At 46.9% G+C, this 19,434-nt stretch carries 16 protein-coding genes; 3 read left to right on the plus strand and 13 right to left on the minus strand.

What is annotated here, in order from left to right; translation table 11 throughout:
* Position 1: 1 nt before the first annotated feature.
* The 5 genes from V6669_RS20370 to V6669_RS20390 form a co-directional block, all read right to left on the minus strand.
* Positions 2 to 1,654: a sensor histidine kinase gene (locus V6669_RS20370; protein ID WP_338595002.1), complete on the minus strand. Its 1,653-nt coding sequence runs from the start codon at positions 1,652 to 1,654 to the stop codon at positions 2 to 4.
* A 737-nt stretch (positions 1,655 to 2,391) separates the two neighbouring features.
* Entirely contained in the window at positions 2,392 to 3,945 is a 1,554-nt protein-coding gene (locus V6669_RS20375; RefSeq protein ID WP_338587846.1) for a sugar hydrolase, read from the minus strand.
* Positions 3,946 to 3,958: 13 nt separating this feature from the next.
* Positions 3,959 to 4,795, minus strand: coding sequence for a carbohydrate ABC transporter permease (locus V6669_RS20380; protein ID WP_338587848.1), 837 nt, complete (start codon positions 4,793 to 4,795; stop codon positions 3,959 to 3,961).
* A complete protein-coding gene (locus V6669_RS20385) occupies positions 4,792 to 5,670 on the minus strand; it encodes a sugar ABC transporter permease (protein ID WP_036614579.1) in 879 nt (292 codons plus the stop codon). Before V6669_RS20385 ends, V6669_RS20380 begins: the two co-directional genes overlap by 4 nt.
* A gap of 85 nt (positions 5,671 to 5,755) precedes the next feature.
* On the minus strand, positions 5,756 to 7,087 hold the full coding sequence (locus V6669_RS20390) for an extracellular solute-binding protein (protein ID WP_338587849.1): 1,332 nt from the start codon (positions 7,085 to 7,087) through the stop codon (positions 5,756 to 5,758).
* A gap of 131 nt (positions 7,088 to 7,218) precedes the next feature.
* On the opposite strand from V6669_RS20390, the gene V6669_RS20395 reads away from it, so the two are divergent.
* Positions 7,219 to 9,027 carry a sensor histidine kinase gene (locus V6669_RS20395; RefSeq protein ID WP_338587850.1) on the plus strand — a complete coding sequence of 603 codons (1,809 nt, stop codon included), beginning with the start codon at positions 7,219 to 7,221 and terminating at the stop codon, positions 9,025 to 9,027.
* Between the two features lie 7 nt (positions 9,028 to 9,034).
* Entirely contained in the window at positions 9,035 to 10,615 is a 1,581-nt protein-coding gene (locus V6669_RS20400; RefSeq protein ID WP_338587852.1) for a response regulator, read from the plus strand.
* 528 nt (positions 10,616 to 11,143) lie between these two features.
* Here V6669_RS20400 and V6669_RS20405 read toward each other — a convergent pair.
* The 4 genes from V6669_RS20405 to V6669_RS20420 all read right to left on the minus strand — a co-directional run bounded on the left by V6669_RS20405 (position 11,144) and on the right by V6669_RS20420 (position 16,306).
* Positions 11,144 to 11,431: a stage VI sporulation protein F gene (locus tag V6669_RS20405; protein WP_036614589.1), complete on the minus strand. Its 288-nt coding sequence runs from the start codon at positions 11,429 to 11,431 to the stop codon at positions 11,144 to 11,146.
* 115 nt (positions 11,432 to 11,546) lie between these two features.
* Positions 11,547 to 13,592, minus strand: a complete 2,046-nt coding sequence (recG, locus tag V6669_RS20410; protein WP_338587853.1) for an ATP-dependent DNA helicase RecG — start codon at positions 13,590 to 13,592, stop codon at positions 11,547 to 11,549.
* Positions 13,593 to 13,602: 10 nt separating this feature from the next.
* Positions 13,603 to 14,466, minus strand: a complete 864-nt coding sequence (locus tag V6669_RS20415) for a DegV family protein (RefSeq protein ID WP_338587854.1) — start codon at positions 14,464 to 14,466, stop codon at positions 13,603 to 13,605.
* A 28-nt stretch (positions 14,467 to 14,494) separates the two neighbouring features.
* Positions 14,495 to 16,306: a DAK2 domain-containing protein gene (locus V6669_RS20420; protein ID WP_338587855.1), complete on the minus strand. Its 1,812-nt coding sequence runs from the start codon at positions 16,304 to 16,306 to the stop codon at positions 14,495 to 14,497.
* A 637-nt stretch (positions 16,307 to 16,943) separates the two neighbouring features.
* Between V6669_RS20420 and rpmB the strand changes: the two genes are divergently transcribed.
* Complete coding sequence (rpmB, locus tag V6669_RS20425) at positions 16,944 to 17,132, plus strand: 50S ribosomal protein L28 (RefSeq protein WP_017687459.1); 189 nt, start codon at positions 16,944 to 16,946, stop codon at positions 17,130 to 17,132.
* Between the two features lie 194 nt (positions 17,133 to 17,326).
* Here the strand turns inward: rpmB and spoVM are convergent, their stop codons facing one another.
* The 4 genes from spoVM to rsgA all read right to left on the minus strand — a co-directional run bounded on the left by spoVM (position 17,327) and on the right by rsgA (position 19,399).
* Positions 17,327 to 17,407, minus strand: coding sequence for a stage V sporulation protein SpoVM (spoVM, locus tag V6669_RS20430; protein WP_019424875.1), 81 nt, complete (start codon positions 17,405 to 17,407; stop codon positions 17,327 to 17,329).
* Between the two features lie 167 nt (positions 17,408 to 17,574).
* Positions 17,575 to 17,826, minus strand: a complete 252-nt coding sequence (locus V6669_RS20435) for a hypothetical protein (protein WP_091014322.1) — start codon at positions 17,824 to 17,826, stop codon at positions 17,575 to 17,577.
* Positions 17,827 to 17,829: 3 nt separating this feature from the next.
* Positions 17,830 to 18,489, minus strand: a complete 660-nt coding sequence (gene rpe, locus V6669_RS20440) for a ribulose-phosphate 3-epimerase (RefSeq protein ID WP_338587857.1) — start codon at positions 18,487 to 18,489, stop codon at positions 17,830 to 17,832.
* A gap of 1 nt (position 18,490) precedes the next feature.
* Positions 18,491 to 19,399, minus strand: coding sequence for a ribosome small subunit-dependent GTPase A (gene rsgA / locus V6669_RS20445; RefSeq protein ID WP_076328024.1), 909 nt, complete (start codon positions 19,397 to 19,399; stop codon positions 18,491 to 18,493).
* Positions 19,400 to 19,434: the final 35 nt, after the last annotated feature.

Raw genomic sequence — 19,434 nt, forward strand, 5'->3', positions numbered from 1 at the left:
ATCACCTTGTTACGACATCTCCTTTGGGCACATCAAATAAAATATCCGTTCCTTGTTCCAGCCTTGTAATGGTTACACCTTGTCCGTAGATAAGCTTGACCCGGCGATGCACATTGTATAGCCCGATCTGATTACCAGGCATACGGTCGTGGTAGACCCGTTCTATAATATCTACACTGATGCCTGCTCCTGTATCACTGACACTGATTCGAACAAACTCCGGATAATCCTGTACCCGAATTCGAACAGTCCCGGGTCCTTTGACCTTGAGAATGCCATGAATAATTGCATTTTCGACGAGCGGTTGGATAACAAGACTCGGAATATGCACTGCGACCTCATCAATGTCATAGATCACATTCAGTCGGCTGCCAAAGCGAGCTTTCTCAATCTCTACATAATTACGGACCTGCTCCAGTTCCTTATGAATATCGATCAACTCATCCGACAGCTCCAGATTGTAACGCATGTACCCGGATAGATTCACAATCAGCTCCCGGGCACGATCCGGTTTGGTTCGGATGGACGAAGCAATCGCATTTAGCGCATTAAACAGAAAATGAGGATGAATGGTTGTCTGTAACGCACGTAGCTCCGCTTTGTTGGCAGCAGCCTTGATCTCCTCTACCCGCGATACCTCCATCTGGGTTGAGATGATCTGCGACAGACCTACAGCCATCGTTTGCAATGGATACGTAATTTTGTACGCTTTGCGATAATAGATTTTGAGCGCACCTGTGATGTCTCCTCGTTCTTTAAGCGGAATGATTAACAGCGAGTGGATATCGGGTGTTTTTTCATCAATCACATCATTACTGATCGTAATCTCCCCGCTGGATATCGTCTTCTTGGTCATCTCACTTATAATTTCATTACCGATATGATATCGTTCCTCACCAAATCCTACATAAGCCAGTACATTCCGGGTATCCGTAATTGCAACCGCATCGGCCTGAATATCCTCCTGAATAATCCGGCAAATTTTGCGCAGAGAATCCTCGTCAATCGAACGGAAATACGGCAAGGTTTTGTTAGCAATCTCCAGTGCCAGCTTCGCCTGACGGGCTGCAATCATCTCTTTTTCCCCTTCGACACTCTGCACCAGGAGCACAATCAGCCCAATGTTGACTTCACCCAGAATCATAGGCAGCGCAATCTTCGAAACAATATCGGCACCCAGTGGATCGGGATAGGAAAATAACAAGATTAATAACATCGTCAGCGCTTCACAGATCATTCCAGCACCAATACCGATGATCCATCGCTTAGGCTTGGGCGTGTACTTATGTATATAACCGGAGACCAGACCTGCCAGGATACTCGTGATTAGACACGGTATAGCTGTAACTCCATCCATATCGATCAAATACCGATGCACCCCGGAGACTATCCCCGTAATAATACCCACAGGCGCTCCGAACAAAATACCACCCGATAACACGGCGATGATCCGTACATTCACCAGTGAACCTTCAACATTAATGCCCGTATATGTTCCGAAAATGGCAAAAGCACAAAATAACAAGGTAACCGCAATAGACTCCTGCCACCTTAATTTCCCCTTTTGCAGAATCTGCCTAAATCTCGGCACCCTCGACAGAAAGAATAAAAATATAATCAACAGCGCCGCCCGTTCAAATAAACCCAGCAGCATCGTAAACATCTCCAATCGTACTTCCTCCACATCTGTCTAAAAATAAAATGCATACCGCCGCAGCCACGCCTTTTTGACGTAACATCCATGACATTGATCGCTGCTGCTCGTATGCTCGTATGCTCGTATGCTCGTATGCTCGTATGCTCGTATGCTCGTATGCTCGTATGCTCGTATGCTCGTATGCAACAGTTTACCGCTCCCCCCGGAGGAAAGCAAAGTCCATCTTGTGAAAATGCATCAACAATACTGCACTATGCCCTATAACGGTTCATCCCTTAACTTCTATGAAAATCTGCGATTCCAGAAAAACCTATGTTATAATTAGTTGTAATGTTATTCCAATTATTCAGTGAAAATTAATACAGAAAGGTGTTCAAGCATGCTTGCCATTCTACTCTTAGGTTTGCTTCTGCTTTTTAGTTTTCTATGGTACACCCTGTATTTTATCTCCAGACGAAGCCATCATCCTGATCGCTTATCGGCGATTGTCCTGCGAATACTCTTAAGCATCTCAACTCTGACACTCATCGTTCAAGTCTACATACTTAAAGGAAACCCATATAACTTTATTTTAATATTCGTATTTATCGCTTCATTAATAGCCACTCGTTCTTTTAACGGTACGAACAAAAACAGATAAATAAAAACAATAGGCATGGCTGGCTCATTAGTTTAATCCTGGAACTAATCCAAAAAGGCCAACCAGACGTACCTGGTTGACCTCAAGTCCAAAATTATAAAAAATTTCGCCTGATAAAATAACTTGGTGTGCAGCTCCAAGCATGGCAATAACTGTTGACCAAATTGCTGCCATAAGGAGAATACGTTTTGTCGTCCGGGTCGTAGAGCTCCCAGAAAGTGTCCGCTCCATCCTTCAGCATACCGCCCCAATACCTTCGGATCTGCTCCAGTGCCTTCTCCTCTTCCCCGCACATAAGCAATGCATCAACATAATGATGAACCATGTACGGCGTGGTCATGCCAATAGCTTCTCCGTTACCCGTTAACCGATCAAGTAATTGCCGGGCCGTCGGAGCATCCATGATCTCAGCCAGAACCATCCATACTTGCGATGCCCAGGATACCTGTCTTTTTTCACCACTGACGAAAAACCCCTGATCACCATCCCACAGATATGTGAGGGCTGCTCGCTCAGCGTCTTTGATGTGTGCGTTAATCCATTCCTCATACTCCGGCAGCCCTAGTTCTTTGGCAATTGATCTGCCCCTTTTCATACTATAGATGAGAACTGCCTGAGCACCCGCCTGTTTATTTAATTCTTCATGCCAGTCCAGAAAACAATACCATGTATCGTCATCCCGTACGATGCCCCGCTCATCAAGTCGTTTAAGTCCAATCTCAATCTGCTCTTGAGCGATCGGCCAAAGTTCTTCCAACGTTTCCCTGTCCTTCGTAGCTTCAAAATAGTCCCATAATGTCGCAATAAAGAACAACGCATAGTCATATAGGTAAATGTCGTCCACGTACGGTTCCGGTTGTTCGTACAAACAGGCTCCTACCTGGCCTCCCTCTAATCTCGTTCCGGCAAAGAGATAGAGACAGCGCTTGACGAGATCATTACAGCCGAATGTTTCATAATTGACGAGGGCCTGAAGGCGAAGATCTCCGATCCATAAACGTCGATCGCGCTTCGGTCCATCTTCGAATACCGTCTGCATGCAATCCCGGAGTGTCTTCACGGACACGCGATCCATTTCCAGCAGATCCGTGTCGATACCTTCAGACAATTGAGGTACTGCCCCTATGTCTGCTGAAGTCACCGTCATGCAATATATATCGTTAATTCGAATATCGTAACGGATCGACGTTTCTACCACCTCGATTTTCAGATACCGAAAGGCATAGCGACGGTCCAGTGTTAGCGCGCCAGGTAACACGTCCACATTCACGATTTCGTCCTGAAGCCATGAACGGCTAAGCCAACCCGAATATTCTGCAAAATTCTCACCGACCTCACAGGGCATTTCTCCAAATGTGAGCTTCAACCTGAGAGGTGCATCTGCATTACTGCGCTCGTTAAGAAGCGACAAGGTCAGATAACCGACGAGATGCTCCCCGAAATCCAGCGTAACACTGTCTCCCTTGCACAACACTTGATCAGATAAGTGTTCTGCTAAGCCGAGTGGTTCGATACGCCATCCCTGAAAAGCCGACGCATCCGGAATTGCGCTCACGATATGTTCCGGATAGACCTTTTGCTGGCGAAGCTCCGGCATCAGACCCTGCGCTTTTTCCAGCCAGGCTGTGTTTATCACTTTTTCACTCATTGCAGTGTCCTCCTTATCCTTTGACCGCCCCAACGGTCATACCACCGATAAAATATTTTTGCAGGAACAGAAACGCCAGCAGCAACGGTAGCGCGCACAGAAAGCACGCTGCAAACAGGACATTCCACTGCGTGGGATTTTGCTGATCGCCCAAAAATCCGAGCATGGCCAGCGGTAACGGTGAATCTCCTGCGCTGGAAATAAAGATCATATTGAAGAAATAATCGTTCCATATCCAGACACCTTGCGTAATAATGACCGAAACCGTCACTGGAATGAGTAAGGGGAACACGACGGTCCAGAACCGTTGGAATAATCCCGCCCCATCGATGTGCGCCGCTTCCTCTACCTCCTCAGGCACACCGCTTCGAATGAAGCCCGTGTACAGGAAAGTTGAAAACGGCAGACTGCACGTAATGAACATGAAAATAGGCGTATATTGATTCGTTGGGATATGAAGCGCATTGATCATTTGCACGATCGGTATCAATACCATTTGCGCAGGTACCACGAGTCCGGACAAAAAAAACAAATACATGAACTTGCTTAGCTTTGTCTTCAAACGGGCCATCGGGTAGGACGCCATCGCCGCAAACAGGACAACGAACACGACCGATACGCCGGTTAACACCACGCTGTTCCATAGCGCTTCCGGAAAGTGCATGCGGTCGAAGGCAGCCTTGTAACTTGCAAAGGACATCTCCTGGAACAGGACCAGCGGATTTGTGTTGTTGCTTGGATCTCGGAGTGATGTCGAAAAGGCAATAATTAACGGAATCAGGTTTAACACCATCACCAACAACACGACAACCTGAATGGACCCTTTCCCCAAAACTTTACGAAGCATCATGCCGACACCTCCCGTTTGTTCATTTTCAGGACAAAAACAGCGGTAATGACGATAATTACGGCAAAGGAAATGACACCAAGAGCCGAAGCTTTACCAAAGAGTTGTTCGGTAAATGCCATCTTGTATATAGTATAAATCAGCGTGTTGGTAGCCGTGCCGGGACCGCCATTCGTCATGATAAACGGGAAGTCAAACGCTTTGAGTCCATTGATCAAACTTAACGTCACGTTGATTGTAATCGCTGTTGCCAGTAATGGAATCTTCACATGTCGCAGCAATCTCCATGAGCCGCAGCCATCAATCCGTCCGGCTTCCAAAAGGTCGCTTGGAACAGTCTGTAGTCCTGCAAGGAAGATAATCATTGTCGTTCCGATCGTCTTCCAGATTTCCACGAAGATAATAGAATACAGTGCGGTCGAGTAATCACCCAGGAAATTCAGTTCATTTGCGATACCCAGTTTATCGAGAAAGGAAGAAATCAGCCCGTAATCCGGCATATAGACGTAGCTCCACAAAAATCCGACGACGATCGCACTGAACAATGTGGGAATATACGCCAGGGAACGGTAAATCCCGGTTCCTCTTATTTTCATGTTTAACAGCAATGCCATTGCCAAACCGATGATATTGCCAGCTATGACGGTGACGAACGTATAGATCAGTGTATTTTTTAAAGAAATGCCTAGGATGTCGCTCCGGAACAATTCCTTATAGTTGTCGAAACCGATATAGTTATAGGCTTGGGCGTACCCGTTATAGTCCGTTATACTGTACTGGAACAACCGCAGGATCGGGAAGATCCAGAAGGTCAGGTAGAAGATCAATGCCGGCAAAGCAAACCAGTACATGGACTTTTTCATTACAGTAGAGCTCATCCTGCTCCATCCTTTCCAAGAGGGCCTGCGGCAAGGGAAGAAGGACAATCATTCTCCCCTTTACAGCAGACAGCATCGTTTTGTTCTAATTTTTCCACAGCTCTCTGAACTTGGTTTCCATGGCGTTTGCCACATCTTCCGGTGTTGTTTTCTGTCCAGCAATAATTTCGGCAAACTTTGCCTGCATGACGTCCGATACTCCGGCTGGCCACATCTGGTTGCTGAAGTAGACAGAATTTCCAGTTTGTTGATAGTTGTCATTCACTTCCTTAAACAATTCTTTTTCAAGTTTTACGTCCTTATACACGCTGATGGAACTGTTGGCTTCCACAAATGCCTTGAACAGATCGGATTCACCATCGAACAGGTAGTTCAGTACTTCCTTGGCTGCATCCAGGTTTGCCGATTTGGCGTTCAAAGCGTATCCCGCAGATGTTGCAGCAGATACAAACACCGGCTGTTCCGGCTCGTTACCTGGCAATGAGGCGAATCCGCGAGTAAATTCGGCAGCGCCTTTGGACGTCATGGAAGCATAATCCCATGTTCCCGTAAAGGTCATGGCTGCTTTCCCGTCGATAAACAACTGCGCAGATTGGGCACTTCCAATGCCAAGGGAGTTTTTCACCACATAGTTCTTGTCATAGAGCTCTTTGTACTTGGAGATCGTTTGAACCCACTTGGGATCAGTCAACGATTTTTGGCCTTTCTGGAGTTTTACATCAAAATCCATCTCATTCGGATACACGACATTGGCCGCAATCGGATACATACCGAATTGAATCATCCAAGGGTCCTTGTCACCCATCGCAATTGGTGTTACGCCCGCTGCCTGCAACTTTTGACACAACTCCAGGAACGAAGGCCAATCCTTCGGAAACTCGGAATATCCGGCCTGCTGTAACAACTCCTTGTTGTAATAAACGCCGAGGAAGTCTAGTCCTTTGGCCACTCCATAAGGTTTTCCCTCATAGGACATATCTGCCTTCGCACCTTGGCTGATGTTGTCCCAGAACTTTAGATCGGATAGATCAGCAGCAAATCCTGCCTTTGCGAAATCATTGACGCCGCCAGCTGCATTCTTTGGAAAAATCAAGAACATATCCGGCCCCTGTCCAGCCGCAAGCTTAGTACGTACGGATGTATTGTACTGATCATCGGGCAATTTCTGCACTTCAAGGGTAATGTTCGGAAACTTCTCTTTTACCAGACGCGGCAAGGTTTCCAACTCGAAATCCTCTCCATCAGACGCCTTGTTTCCCGATAGCATCATCGTCAACGTAATCGGCTTTACTGATTCATCTGAACTCCCGTTGCTATTATCCGTACCGCTCCCCTCCTGACTACTGGAGCTACATGCGCTCAGAAACATCATGAGCAGTACCAAAGTTAGGGACCACAGTCGTTTTCTTTTTTTCATCTTGTCATTCCCCCGATTCATGTTTATTCTTGCTTTGTGCACATTCTCATCATACGGTGGGCAAAAGTGCATTTGCTTTGGCTCGTATGGTGCACTATTTTTAGAATTGACAAATGGCGGGAGGAGCACGTATGATTCTGTTCAACATCAAAACTAAACTTTTTCTGGTCCTCGTCCTCGTATCGATCGTGCCAATTATCGTCGTTTCTGTCAGTTCCTATCGCAGTTACACGAAGCTGGTGAATGAGCAGACCACTCTCGTGACGTCGACAACTATAGGCAATTCGGTCAAGAGCATGGAGGAAATTTTGCAGAACATCGACCGGATCTCCGTCACACTCCTTCAGCAGTCTTCAAATGCAACCGCTTACAGCACTGTGAGTGATGAACTAATCAAGTTGAACGGTACCAACGATCAATATGAAATCTTCATGATCCGCAGCAAATTGAAATTGATCTTTGAAAACATTCTGCTTGGCTACAATTACATCAATGGTTTGTACCTTTTCACACCAGATGGCAAATGGATAAGCTATGGCAGTAGCGGCACAGACCTACGCCTTGATTATGTCGCACTTCGCGATGAGTGGTATCTAAATACGATCCAACGTAAAGGCGATTTGTATATTGGTGAAGTTGGCGTCAAACCTTACATCATTAACGCCAAGGAATCCATTGGCTTCTCCAGAGCTCTCTACGATCCCAACAACAACGAGTTCCTAGGCGTGTTTATGCTGGATTGCAGTATGAACATTTTTGACGGTCTAAAACGTAATCCGGCACCAAGCTTGTCCAATCTATATCTGGCGAACGACGCTGGCGAGATCTTGTACTCCAGCGACGGAAGTAGAGTTAGCACTCCTCTCTCCGATACGCTGGCTGCGGCAACGCATCAAGTCGACAGCAATTCACAGTACAAATCCATCCAAGATAACATGATGACGGTAATCCAGAAAGTTCCCGGCCGCAATTGGAACGTGATTGCCAACATCTCTATGGATCGGTTGTATGAGGAGTACAACATCTCGCAAAAGTTGCTGTTATACGTGGCCATAAGCTGTGCCGTCATTTTCCTTCTGCTTTCCTTTTTCTTATCCAACCTGATCACCAAACCCATCATTGAATTGACCAAACTGATGCGCAAAACCAAATCTCATCGTTTTGTGACCATCAAGCCTCAAGTAACGAGGCAAGTCGACGAGATTGGAATCCTTTACCATGAGTTCAACAAAATGATGAAAGACATCGATACGCATATCCGAGAAAGTTACCAGAATAAAATCCTCATGCTGGACTCCCAGATGAAGGCATTGGAAGCACAGATCAACTCCCATTTCCTCTACAATACGCTGGAGTCGATTAATAGCATTGCCGAGATCGAAGAAGTTGAGAGTATTGTGGTGATGACCAAGTCACTCGGGGACATGTTCCGCTACAGCATCAAAACGGATAGCGAGCTGGTCCCGGTCAGCGAAGAACTTCAACATGTAGAAAACTACATGGCCATCCAGCAGATTCGGTATGGTGACAAGTTCGCGTTCAACCTGAATGTAGACCCGGAAATTCGGAGTCGTCGCATGCTGAAGCTTCTGTTGCAACCACTCGTGGAAAATGCCATCTATCACGGGTTGGAGAACAAACGTGGGAAGGGTTCCGTTACCATTACCGGTTTGTTTCAGGAGGACAGCATCGTGTTCGAGATCTGGGACGATGGCGTGGGCATGTCCTCAACACAAGCGGAAGAACTTCGACAATTGCTCCAGCAGCCACCTGAATTCGTCGCCGTTGGTCAAAGGCATAAACAAAGCATCGGCATCAAAAACGTGCATTCACGAATTGCTTTGTATTACGGAGAGGGTTACGGCCTTTCGTTTCATACCGATTTGAATACAGGAACTCGAATTACACTCGAAATTCCGGCCAATTGGGAAAAGAGGTGACCAAGAGATGTACACGTATATCGTTGTGGACGATGAACCCTTGATCCGCAAAGGTTTGTTGAAAAAAATCGGGACTTTTGAGCACTCGCTTGAACTCTTAGGCGAAGCAGATAACGGCGCAGACGCCTTGGCTTTGATTGAATCGTTCAAGCCGGACATTATCTTTACGGACATGCGCATGCCTGAGGTCGACGGCAAGCTGTTGATCAGGACAGTATGCCAGCAATATCCGCGCATCAAGTTAATTGTCATTAGCGGACATACCGATTTTGATTATATGCAGGAAGCAATCTCTGCGAAAGTTGTAAATTACCTGCTGAAGCCTTTTAGCCGGGATGAAATCCACGGTACGCTTCACCAAGCCATCCAAGCCATCGAACAGGAGCGCTCTCTTCAGCGGGAAGTCGTTCTAAGAGAAGTAGAAACGGAGCAGATGAAAAGGGATACAGACATGCAAGCCTTCCTGAATTATGTGCTGGCTCCCCATTCATCCATCAAAACACCTGTGTTCCGCTCTGCGGAATTTGCCGCCATCATGGCTTCTGACCAGTTCATTTTCTTGACGATTTATGGTCCTCAACCGCTTACAGCACAGCAACTGCCTACCTTTTCGAATGGCCTGTACATTCCTCATCCACAAACGGATCAGCTATTGTTTTTCCTGATGCATGATCTGGGTTGCTCAGGCCAGCTTGATTTGCAGAAAATGGCGGAACAAACAGCAAGTATAATTTTGACCAAATCCGAAACTACGGATTGTTGTGTAGGGATCAGCTTGCCTCATACAGGTATTGGTGGGGTCCGAGAAGCTCATTATCAAACAATCCTTGCGTTGGACGAACGAGCCATTACCGATTTTGGAAAATGTTACGTATTTTCACGGGAGCAAATTCCTTTACATCAACTGAAGTGGGCTCGAACGTATGAACTGTTATTTTTTATAGAGAGCGGGAATGTACCGAAGGTGGAAGAGCTCATCACCGATTTCTTTGCTTTCTACATACGCCAGCCTGACGCTTTGCTTGCCCACCTGAAGGAGCAGTGTAGAGACATTATCACGGAAACCAAACGGCTACTGAGTAACTATATCCAGAACGGAGGTAACAGTAGCGCCTCTTCCAGCTTGGAGGCCGTCCTGAACGTCTCGTTCGATATGGAGTGCATTAGGCATTACATGGTAAAGGTGCTGACGGGAACAGCTCTTCTGCTTAAGGAAGACAACCCCTACGCATCAGATCAAGTGATCGACAACGTCAGGACATATATCGATAATCACTATACCAAGGATTTAACGCTGGAATGGGTATCGTCCCTGTTCTACCTGAACCCGAGTTACCTCAGTCATTTATTTAAAGAAAAGACATCCGAGAACTTCACTGATTACGTAAACCGACTACGGATCAGTCAAGCCAAGCAGCTCTTAACGAGCACAGACGATAAAATCTACCGGGTTGCCAAACAGCTGGGTTACGACAATCCAAAATATTTTTTTCGGTTGTTTAAAAAATTGACCGGTTGGACCCCAGAGGAATACCGAAAGCAACACAAATCATTCACCGCAAACAACAAGGAACCAGGCCATGTATGATGGCCCAGTTCCTTGTTTTCGTGTGGTGCTTAGCGATCATTCGGCAGGTACTGGCCTTCTTCCATCAGCCCATATTCCTTGAAGGCTCGCAAGTACTAAGATGGTCGATTTAACCAACATAACATACTCAATGAAACTTTGTTTTTACGGTAACACAAGCCAAGTCATAGGTCATTTCGATAACTAAAACGAATATTCAACCGAGTAATTGCCACAAGGCTTGTCCCTAGTTATAACAATCAAAAGGGCGTTCCATAAGTCATCTTCCTGACTTATGGAACGCCCCACCTAAAATTACTTCATAAACATTCGATGTAATTTGGTTTTATAAAATATATCAATTTACACAACAACGGAGAGGACAGAAATAACCTAAAGAAGCGAAGCGTGCGCCTTTATCACCGGATTTTACCCTTGGAAAGGGTCAATCAAAAAATCCGGGGATAACAGCGCTCGGAAGGTTATTCTGTCATCGTAGTGCCCTCGTGTAAACGAATGTTTTACCCCACCCAACATTACATAGAATCCCTACCTAAACATCCCCCACAGCTTAATCAAATGAAACGTATTGTTCGGATCAATCTTCTGCGCGAGCACAAAAGCAACAAACTGCTCCTCCTGAGCCGGAGAGAAATTCTCATTCATAATGACTGCCGAAGACTTGACCAACCTTCTGACCTTGGCCTTATCTTGCAGATCAGACTTGGTCACGCCATCAATCAACTTTTTGATACGCTCTTTGACAGCGGGATTTTTCATCTTTAATTTGATCCGCTCCACCAGCTGCGGACTAATTCCATATTGTTGATAACCCAAAACGTATAGCACCTCCCAAAAGAATGAACTCACTTCTTATTCATATGTCGGGAGGGCTTGTACACTTGTCTTTTTTTACAAAGGTAATACGAAAAAACCGCTATTATGGCAAGTTTTAGTCAATCAGATCACCCTTGAATACTTGCTGTTGCTGTAGGAAATCACGCAGAGGTGCATAGTCCATAGAGGTCCAGAAGGTCGCATCCTCAATTAAGTGGGTCACGTCATCTCTGGCTTGTTCCAGCACAGCAAAATCTGCAACCATATCGGCAAGCCGGAACTCGGGTAATCCGCTCTGTTTGGTACCAAAGAAATCACCCGGACCCCGGAGATCCAGGTCACGCCGGGATACCTCGAATCCATCCTCCGTTTCCGTCATGACCTTCATGCGTTCCTGTCCAACCTCGGTCTTGGGATCAGCAATGAGTACACAATAGGAAGCATGCGCACCACGACCGACCCGACCACGAAGCTGATGCAGCTGGGAGAGACCGAAGCGGTCCGCGTCCATAATGACCATTAACGTTGCATTTGGCACATCGACCCCAACCTCGACGACGGTGGTGGAGACAAGCAACTGAATATCATTGCTGTAGAAGTCACGCATCATCTCTTCTTTCTCCGCAGCCGTCATCCGTCCATGCAGCAGACCTACACGATATTTCGGAAAGTTCTGCTGCATCTGCACATGCAGATCAATGGCATTCTGCACATCCAGCTTCTCCGACTCTTCAATGAGTGGACAGATCAGATAGGCCTGACGGCCCTGATCCACTTCTCTGGAGATAAACCCCAGCACCCGCTCCATCATTTCGTGTTTGACCCAATAAGTGGAGATTGGAATCCGTCCCTTCGGACGTTCCGATATCGTGGATACTTCAATATCCCCAAAAGCCGTAATCGCAAGTGTCCGTGGAATTGGCGTAGCCGTCATCGTTAACACATCCGGATTATATCCTTTGCGTCGTAAAACGCTGCGCTGATTCACACCGAAGCGATGCTGCTCGTCCGTCACCACAAGACCCAGATCACGGAAGAAAACATCTTCCTGAATCAGGGCGTGTGTACCCACCACAATATCAATCATGCCCATTTGCAACGAGGCGATCAGATCTTTACGTTTACGTCCATTTACACTGCCCGTTAACAGGCCTACGGTTACCCCAAACGGTTCAAACAGCTTTTGCAGTGAGCGCATATGCTGTTCCGCCAGAATCTCCGTAGGCACCATCAGAGCTCCTTGGAAACCGGATCGAACAGTCGTGTATAGTGCAATTGCCGCAATAACCGTTTTACCCGATCCTACATCACCCTGCAATAACCGATTCATTGCATAGGGCGAACGCATATCATGCAGAATTTCAAGCTCCACCTTTTTCTGAGCATCTGTCAATTCAAAAGGTAAACTGCGTACAAACTCACGGATCGTCGTATTGTCCGTTGTATGTACCACGCCATCCATGCGATTTCGGTTGAGCGCACGATACGCCTGCATTTTCAACTGGAATAGAAACAGCTCTTCATACACCATCCGCTGTCTGGCCTGCTGACCTTCCCGGTTGTCCTGCGGACGATGAATTCCTGCAATCGCCTGCTTCCGTGGCATCAAACTATATTTTTTCATCAATGATTGGGGCAGAATCTCGGGAATCATATCTCCGAATTGAACTAACCCCTGATTGATCGTTTTCCGCATCCATTGTTGCGTCAGCTTGCCGGTTACCGAATATACAGGTTGGAGTGTGCCTGAACGCCCATCGCCTTTATCGGGGAACTCCGAGTCAGTAACTGTCATCTGCATGCGTTTCTGTTCCCATTTTCCCGTAATCACAATCTCCCGATTGGGGGTAAGTTGTTCTTTGAGGAAATGGCGATTGAACCAGGTGGCTGTAATCATCCACTCTTCCGTCATGATCTTACAGGTAAGACGGGACTTTTTACCGTATCGTTGTAATACAGGAATACCCATCACCTGTCCCTGGACCGTAATCTTGTCCCCATCCTTCACTTCACTAAGTGAACGCAGACGATAATCCTCGTAACGGAACGGATAGTACTCAAGCAGGTCTTTAACAGTAGAGATGCCAAAGGCGTGAAGCTCTCCCTCTTTGAGAGCACTCACGCCGTTAATTTGCTTAACTGATATTTCTTCCAATTTCATGTCTAATCCCTCATTCCGGAACAGGCCACATAAAGATCGCAATGACACCAGGTCCAACATGACTGCCTATTACGGCTCCAATATTGGTATAGATCACTTCATTCAGTGTAAAATGACCCCGCAGCTGCTCTGCACAAGCGATCGCTGATCCCGGGTCAGCGGTATGACCTACCGCCAGGTTCACCCGTTTGCCTGCAAGATCCTTCTGGAACAGCTCAATAATGCGTGCCATTGCTTTTTTATGACCTCTGACTTTCTCAACTGCGTAGATAACGCCTTCTTCATCAATAGACAGGATCGGCTTAATGTTAAGCAACGTTCCCAAGATGGCTGAAGCTTTGCCAATCCGACCGCCCTTTTGCAGATACTCCAAAGTATCCACAAGAAAGAACAACTTGCGAGATTGTTGCATCCCTTCAATGGCAGCAGTGATTTCGACTGCTGACTTGCCCTGTTCGGCAAGTTCAGCAGCCTGTACCACCATTAGACCGTATCCATACGATGCTGACTTCGAATCCAGCACGGTGATGTCACCCTCACGCTCCAGCAAAGACTTGCCAAGCATGGCCGATTGATAAGTACCACTCATGCCGGATGACAGGTGGATCGATACAATCGGGCGTTCCGGGTTCTCATCAAGCAATGCTTGGTACACATTCATGAAATCGGTTGGAGATGGCTGTGAAGTCGTAGGCAACACAGATACCTTCTTCAACTTTTCGTAGAACTGTTCCGAAGTCAGATCAACGCCATCTGCATAGGTCTCTTCACCGAACAGAACACGTAGCGGAACAATATGAATCCCGTATTTGCGAATGAGTTCTTCGGGAATATCCGCCGTACTGTCTGTTACTATCGCAACCTTGTGGCTCATGACTCTCCTCCTCTTCGCTAGAGTGCTATTAGGACTCTACGGAGAACAGATAATAATACACCGGCTGTCCTCCAAGATGTACCTCTACCTCAGCATCAGGATACTGTACTTCAAGCCATGCAGCGAGGGCAGCAGTAACCTCAGGGTCAGCTTCGTCCCCTTCAAGGATCGTCACCACTTCATCTCCGCTCTCCATCATCTGTTTGAGCAGACCTTCACATGCTTGGAGCATAGTTTCATCCGTCGCTACAATTTTGGAGTTATGAATACCGATATAGTGCCCCGCCTTGATATCCAATTCATCATATTGCGTATCACGAACCGCATGAGTCACTTGACCGGACTGTACCCGGCTAATAGCCTCCAACATTTGGTCACGGTTTGTTTCCGCAGACTCATCTTCCTGGAAAGCAAAGGCAGCAGCCATCCCCTGTGGAATGGTCTTGCTTGGAATAACCGTAATCCGGCGCTCATCTTCAAGCAATTCACGAGCCTGCTCCGCAGCCAGTACAATATTCGAGTTATTCGGGAGTATAAATACCTGCTCCGCAGCAATGGAACGAACGGCTTTTACAAAATCCTCAGTACTCGGATTCATCGTCTGTCCACCGGACAGAACAACATCAACGCCAAGACTTTGGAAAATCTCTGCAATACCGTCACCGGAGGATACCGCAATAAAACCATACGGTGCCATCTCATCTGCAGGAAGCACAGCCTCTTCCATACTACGCGCTGCCTCAGGTGGAATCTCTGCAAACAATTCAGGTGATGGAGCAATATCCATGCCTGCTGTCAGGAGATCCCGATGCTGTTCACGCATATTGAGAATATGAATCTGTGTAATCTCACCATAATGCAGCGCCAGGTTTAATACATCGCCTGGTGTCTTGGAATGGACATGAACTTTGATGACTTCATCGTCGGCAATGATGATGATCGAATCCCCATTAACTGACAACGCTTTCCGGAATGCTTCGTCATCAAATGCCACTCCTGCGTTCTCTCCAAGCTCGCGGTTAATGAAAAATTCCATATCATACAGGAATTCAATATCTTCCGTTTCCAGTCTCGCCTGAGCAGACAATGGCATCTCCGGTGCAATCACCTGCTGCTGTGCAGGCTTCTTGATATCCACTTCTGTCGGTGCAGCCGGTTTCAAAGCAGATGCTGCCACGGATGGGGTTACTTCTTTGTTCAGTGAAGTCCGACTCCCTCCGTCACTTTGCAGCAATACTTCCATAAAGCCCTCGTAGATATATACAAGCCCCTGACCACCTGAATCCACAACACCAACCTGTTTCAGTACAGGCAGTAATTCCGGAGTCATTGCCAGTGCTTCTTTTGCTTTTAACAAAACTTCATTCATTAATTCAGTAATATCATTCGTCCGTCTTGCGTAGTAGTTGGCATGTTTCGCCGCTTCCTTGGCTACGGTAAGAATGGTCCCTTCAACGGGCTTTACGACTGCTTTGTAAGCTGCGTCAACACCGTTCTGCAGGGCTGCTGCAAATTGGAGCGTATTCAGTTCCTCATAGGGAGCAGCTGAACGACTAAAACCACGGAACAATTGCGACAGAATAACTCCTGAATTCCCCCGTGCGCCCATAAGCAGGCCTTTCGATAGAATACCGGCAGCTTCGCCGATGGAGGCAGAACTTTTTCTTTTAATCTCTGCGACTCCTGCACTCATTGTCAAATTCATGTTCGTTCCCGTGTCACCATCCGGCACAGGGAAAACATTCAGGGAATTGACGTGCTCTGCATGCTGTCCAAGTTGTTCCGCTCCGGCAAGTACCATTGCGGTGAAATCTGTTCCATTTAAAGAACGTATACTCAAGTGAGAATTCCCCTTCCTAGCTTGATACACGAACACCTTGCACCAAGATGTGTCTGGTCTGTTCATGCGCTAACGCGGACTGCGTTATTCTTCGTCCATACCTTGTCCGGCACAGGCATACAATACAACATGTCAGCCGGATTAACGGTCTGGGCGGCCGGGCTACCAATATCCTGCACTCTCTGCACCCCTAACTTCGGGGCATACGGATATGCACCGGTATCAAGAGCCGGCATGAATGCCGCATGGAGACTGGTGCCAATGATGGAATGCCGCAGCTCACAGCGTTGCCAAAAAGCAGACCACCGACCTCTAAGTACGGTTTATTCTCCGACTTCCTCGCGGCAACAGCCTGTTCACCACTGTATTATGGACTACTCAACATTGTACTATATTAGACAGGAGAAATAAATAAAGTTTTTGGATCAGTTGACGAAGCTTTTTTAATTATGATATTATATTCAAGTATTGTTTTATGCAGGTTAAGTAATGGAAATGATCCGGTTCATGCCGGCTTAAACAACGCCATTAGCTACTGAAGCCTGATCTTTATGATCAGGAAGAACAATTTAGTCCTTATGGAATGACTTTTCGTTTCTGAAGGCAACTGGTTATTTTAGGATAGGAGGTGTAATCTATGTCTCGCAAATGTTATGTGACAGGTAAGAAACCGGGCACCGGTAACCACGTATCCCACGCTAACAACCGTAACCGTCGTACTTGGGGCGTAAACGTTCAGAAGGTCCGCATTCTCGTTGACGGCAAACCAAAACGTGTATACGTAAGCACCCGTGCACTGAAAGCCGGTAAAGTGACTCGCGTATAATCACGCAAAGCTACTATAAATCGGGTAAGCAAAAAGCACCTTGTTCCTTGCAGGTGCTTTTTTGGTATTCAAAAAAGGGATTCTTGAATACGCTCATTAACATGTGAATGGCCGCCGCATGGCGCTTCGCAGGTACGAATTCCAGATAAGACTGAGCCAAAGCGGCGGTATTCCCTGTTACCTTATCAATCAGATCAGTTCTTTTGAAACGTATTAAGAATCGCCTTTACAAACCCTCCCAAAAACTTCGGCAGTTTGAATGTGTAAAATTTCATAATTCACCCTCCCCATCATGCTCATGCGTCCGCCGTATCCTATGCTTCAGGCCTTCTTTACCTCAAACACGACAAAAAAGGCTACATGAGAAACCTGCTCATGTAACCATATTTATGCGGAACCTTCGATCCCTATTCCACAATGACAAGCCCGAAGATCAGGTCATTTACGTTTGGGCAGGAATATATTGATAGACAGCGATCATGAAAACACTCAGTACATAATACAGTATGCTGAATATAACAAAAGTAACCCGATGTCCGGTACGATCAAATTTGCGGAAATACATAATAACAACGCCCACCCCGATTAATGACGTAATGGCATTAAACGGGGATTGAATAACCGCAAACAAAGCAAGCACAAGTCCCGTCACGAGACTCGCAGCCATCGTCCACAGTGTCTCCTTGAGGGTCATAGATCAGCCTCCGTAGCTACGGCGAATTTCAGTAATCGCGGCAGCACGATCCTCACGGCCAAATACGGCACTCCCAGCAACGAGCACATCTGCTCCAGCTTCCACTACAAGTGGAGCTGTATCGGCTGCAATCCCGCCATCTACTTCGATATGTACATCATGGCGTCCCTTTTCGTTCAACCAGGTACGAATCTGCTTGATTTTGTTCATGGTACCCGAGATAAATGCCTGTCCGCCAAAGCCAGGATTGACCGTCATAACAAGAACCATGTCCACATCATCCAGCACTTCGAGAATGGCAGACGCTGGCGTTCCCGGATTAAGGGCAACTCCTGCCTTCACTCCCTGCTCCTTGATCAGATGAATAACCCGGTGCAGATGTACACAAGCCTCAGCATGAACGGTAATTACCGCTGCACCCGCTTTGGCAAATTCCTCAACATAACGCTCCGGATTCTCAATCATCAAATGCACATCGAGCGGCAAGCTTGTATGTGGAGCGATTGCCTTCACAATCGCAGGTCCAAGCGTAATATTAGGGACGAAATGACCGTCCATAACGTCAACATGAATCCAGTCTCCTCCTGCAGCTTGAGCTTCTGCAACTTCCGAACCAAGGCGGGCAAAATCAGCTGATAATATCGATGGGGCAATTTTAATCATGTTAATACCTCCGCTTCTTATCTTTCATTTCGTTCAGGAACAGCACATAGTGCTGATATCGGCTTTCGGAGATCAGACCTTCCTCCTTGGCCGCAAGCACACGACAGCCTGGCTCATGTGTATGGGTACAACCTCGGAATTTGCACTGATCTGCAAACTGGGCGAATTCCCGGAAACAAGTGGAGAGTTCCTCCACACCGATCTCCAGAAAGTCCAGTTGGCTGAATCCTGGCGTATCCGCAACAAATCCACCATTATCCAACGGAATAAGCTCCACGTGCCTGGTGGTGTGTTTCCCTCGTCCTAGACGCATGCTGATCGCATTTGTCTCCAGCGTCAGGCCCGGCATCAATGCATTTAACATCGAAGACTTGCCTACACCGGATTGTCCGGAGAATACGCTGATCTTACCAGCCAGACGGTCTCTGAGCAATTCACTGCCTTCACCGGTACGTGAACTTGTGGAGATCACTTCATAACCAACCTGTTCATACAATGCTTTCACTTCAGCAACAGTGTCTTTGGCTGGATCAGCCAAATCCAGTTTGGTCAACACAATGAGTGCATCCAACCCCGCCTGCTCGATGTGAACAAGGAACTTGTCCAACAGGTTCAGGTTCATATCCGGTTCCTTCACAGAGAACACGAGAACAGCCAAACTTACATTGGCTACAGGAGGACGGATAAGTTCCGTCTCACGCTTCCGAATTTCATCAACCGTTCCTTCTCCGTTCTCAGTCAACATGTAGCTGACGCGATCACCTACAAGCGGTGATGTTCCCCGCTTTCTGAAGATACCTCTGGCTCGACATTGAACGGCGGAACCTTCAACCGAAGGAACCCCGTTGTCTTCCACTGGCATGACATAATAGTAACCGCTTAGCGCTTTAACGATGATACCTTCTGGCATAGCTCCGACGCCCTCCTTTAGATGGTGGTACATTT

The organism is Paenibacillus sp. Y5S-9 (genome assembly GCF_036894235.1).
GTDB lineage: Bacteria > Bacillota > Bacilli > Paenibacillales > Paenibacillaceae > Paenibacillus.

Excerpts from the sequence above, each read along its gene's own strand:
- V6669_RS20370 (WP_338595002.1), bottom strand. The coding sequence starts at position 1,654 with ATGCTGCTGGGTTTATTTGAACGGGCGGCGCTGTTGATTATATTTTTA.
- V6669_RS20375 (WP_338587846.1), bottom strand. The coding sequence starts at position 3,945 with ATGAGTGAAAAAGTGATAAACACAGCCTGGCTGGAAAAAGCGCAGGGT.
- V6669_RS20380 (WP_338587848.1), bottom strand. The coding sequence starts at position 4,795 with ATGATGCTTCGTAAAGTTTTGGGGAAAGGGTCCATTCAGGTTGTCGTG.
- V6669_RS20385 (WP_036614579.1), bottom strand. The coding sequence starts at position 5,670 with ATGAGCTCTACTGTAATGAAAAAGTCCATGTACTGGTTTGCTTTGCCG.
- V6669_RS20390 (WP_338587849.1), bottom strand. The coding sequence starts at position 7,087 with ATGAAAAAAAGAAAACGACTGTGGTCCCTAACTTTGGTACTGCTCATG.
- V6669_RS20395 (WP_338587850.1), top strand. The coding sequence starts at position 7,219 with ATGATTCTGTTCAACATCAAAACTAAACTTTTTCTGGTCCTCGTCCTC.
- V6669_RS20400 (WP_338587852.1), top strand. The coding sequence starts at position 9,035 with ATGTACACGTATATCGTTGTGGACGATGAACCCTTGATCCGCAAAGGT.
- recG (WP_338587853.1), bottom strand. The coding sequence starts at position 13,592 with ATGAAATTGGAAGAAATATCAGTTAAGCAAATTAACGGCGTGAGTGCT.
- V6669_RS20415 (WP_338587854.1), bottom strand. The coding sequence starts at position 14,466 with ATGAGCCACAAGGTTGCGATAGTAACAGACAGTACGGCGGATATTCCC.
- rpmB (WP_017687459.1), top strand. The coding sequence starts at position 16,944 with ATGTCTCGCAAATGTTATGTGACAGGTAAGAAACCGGGCACCGGTAAC.
- spoVM (WP_019424875.1), bottom strand. The coding sequence starts at position 17,407 with ATGAAATTTTACACATTCAAACTGCCGAAGTTTTTGGGAGGGTTTGTA.
- V6669_RS20435 (WP_091014322.1), bottom strand. The coding sequence starts at position 17,826 with ATGACCCTCAAGGAGACACTGTGGACGATGGCTGCGAGTCTCGTGACG.
- rpe (WP_338587857.1), bottom strand. The coding sequence starts at position 18,489 with ATGATTAAAATTGCCCCATCGATATTATCAGCTGATTTTGCCCGCCTT.
- rsgA (WP_076328024.1), bottom strand. The coding sequence starts at position 19,399 with ATGCCAGAAGGTATCATCGTTAAAGCGCTAAGCGGTTACTATTATGTC.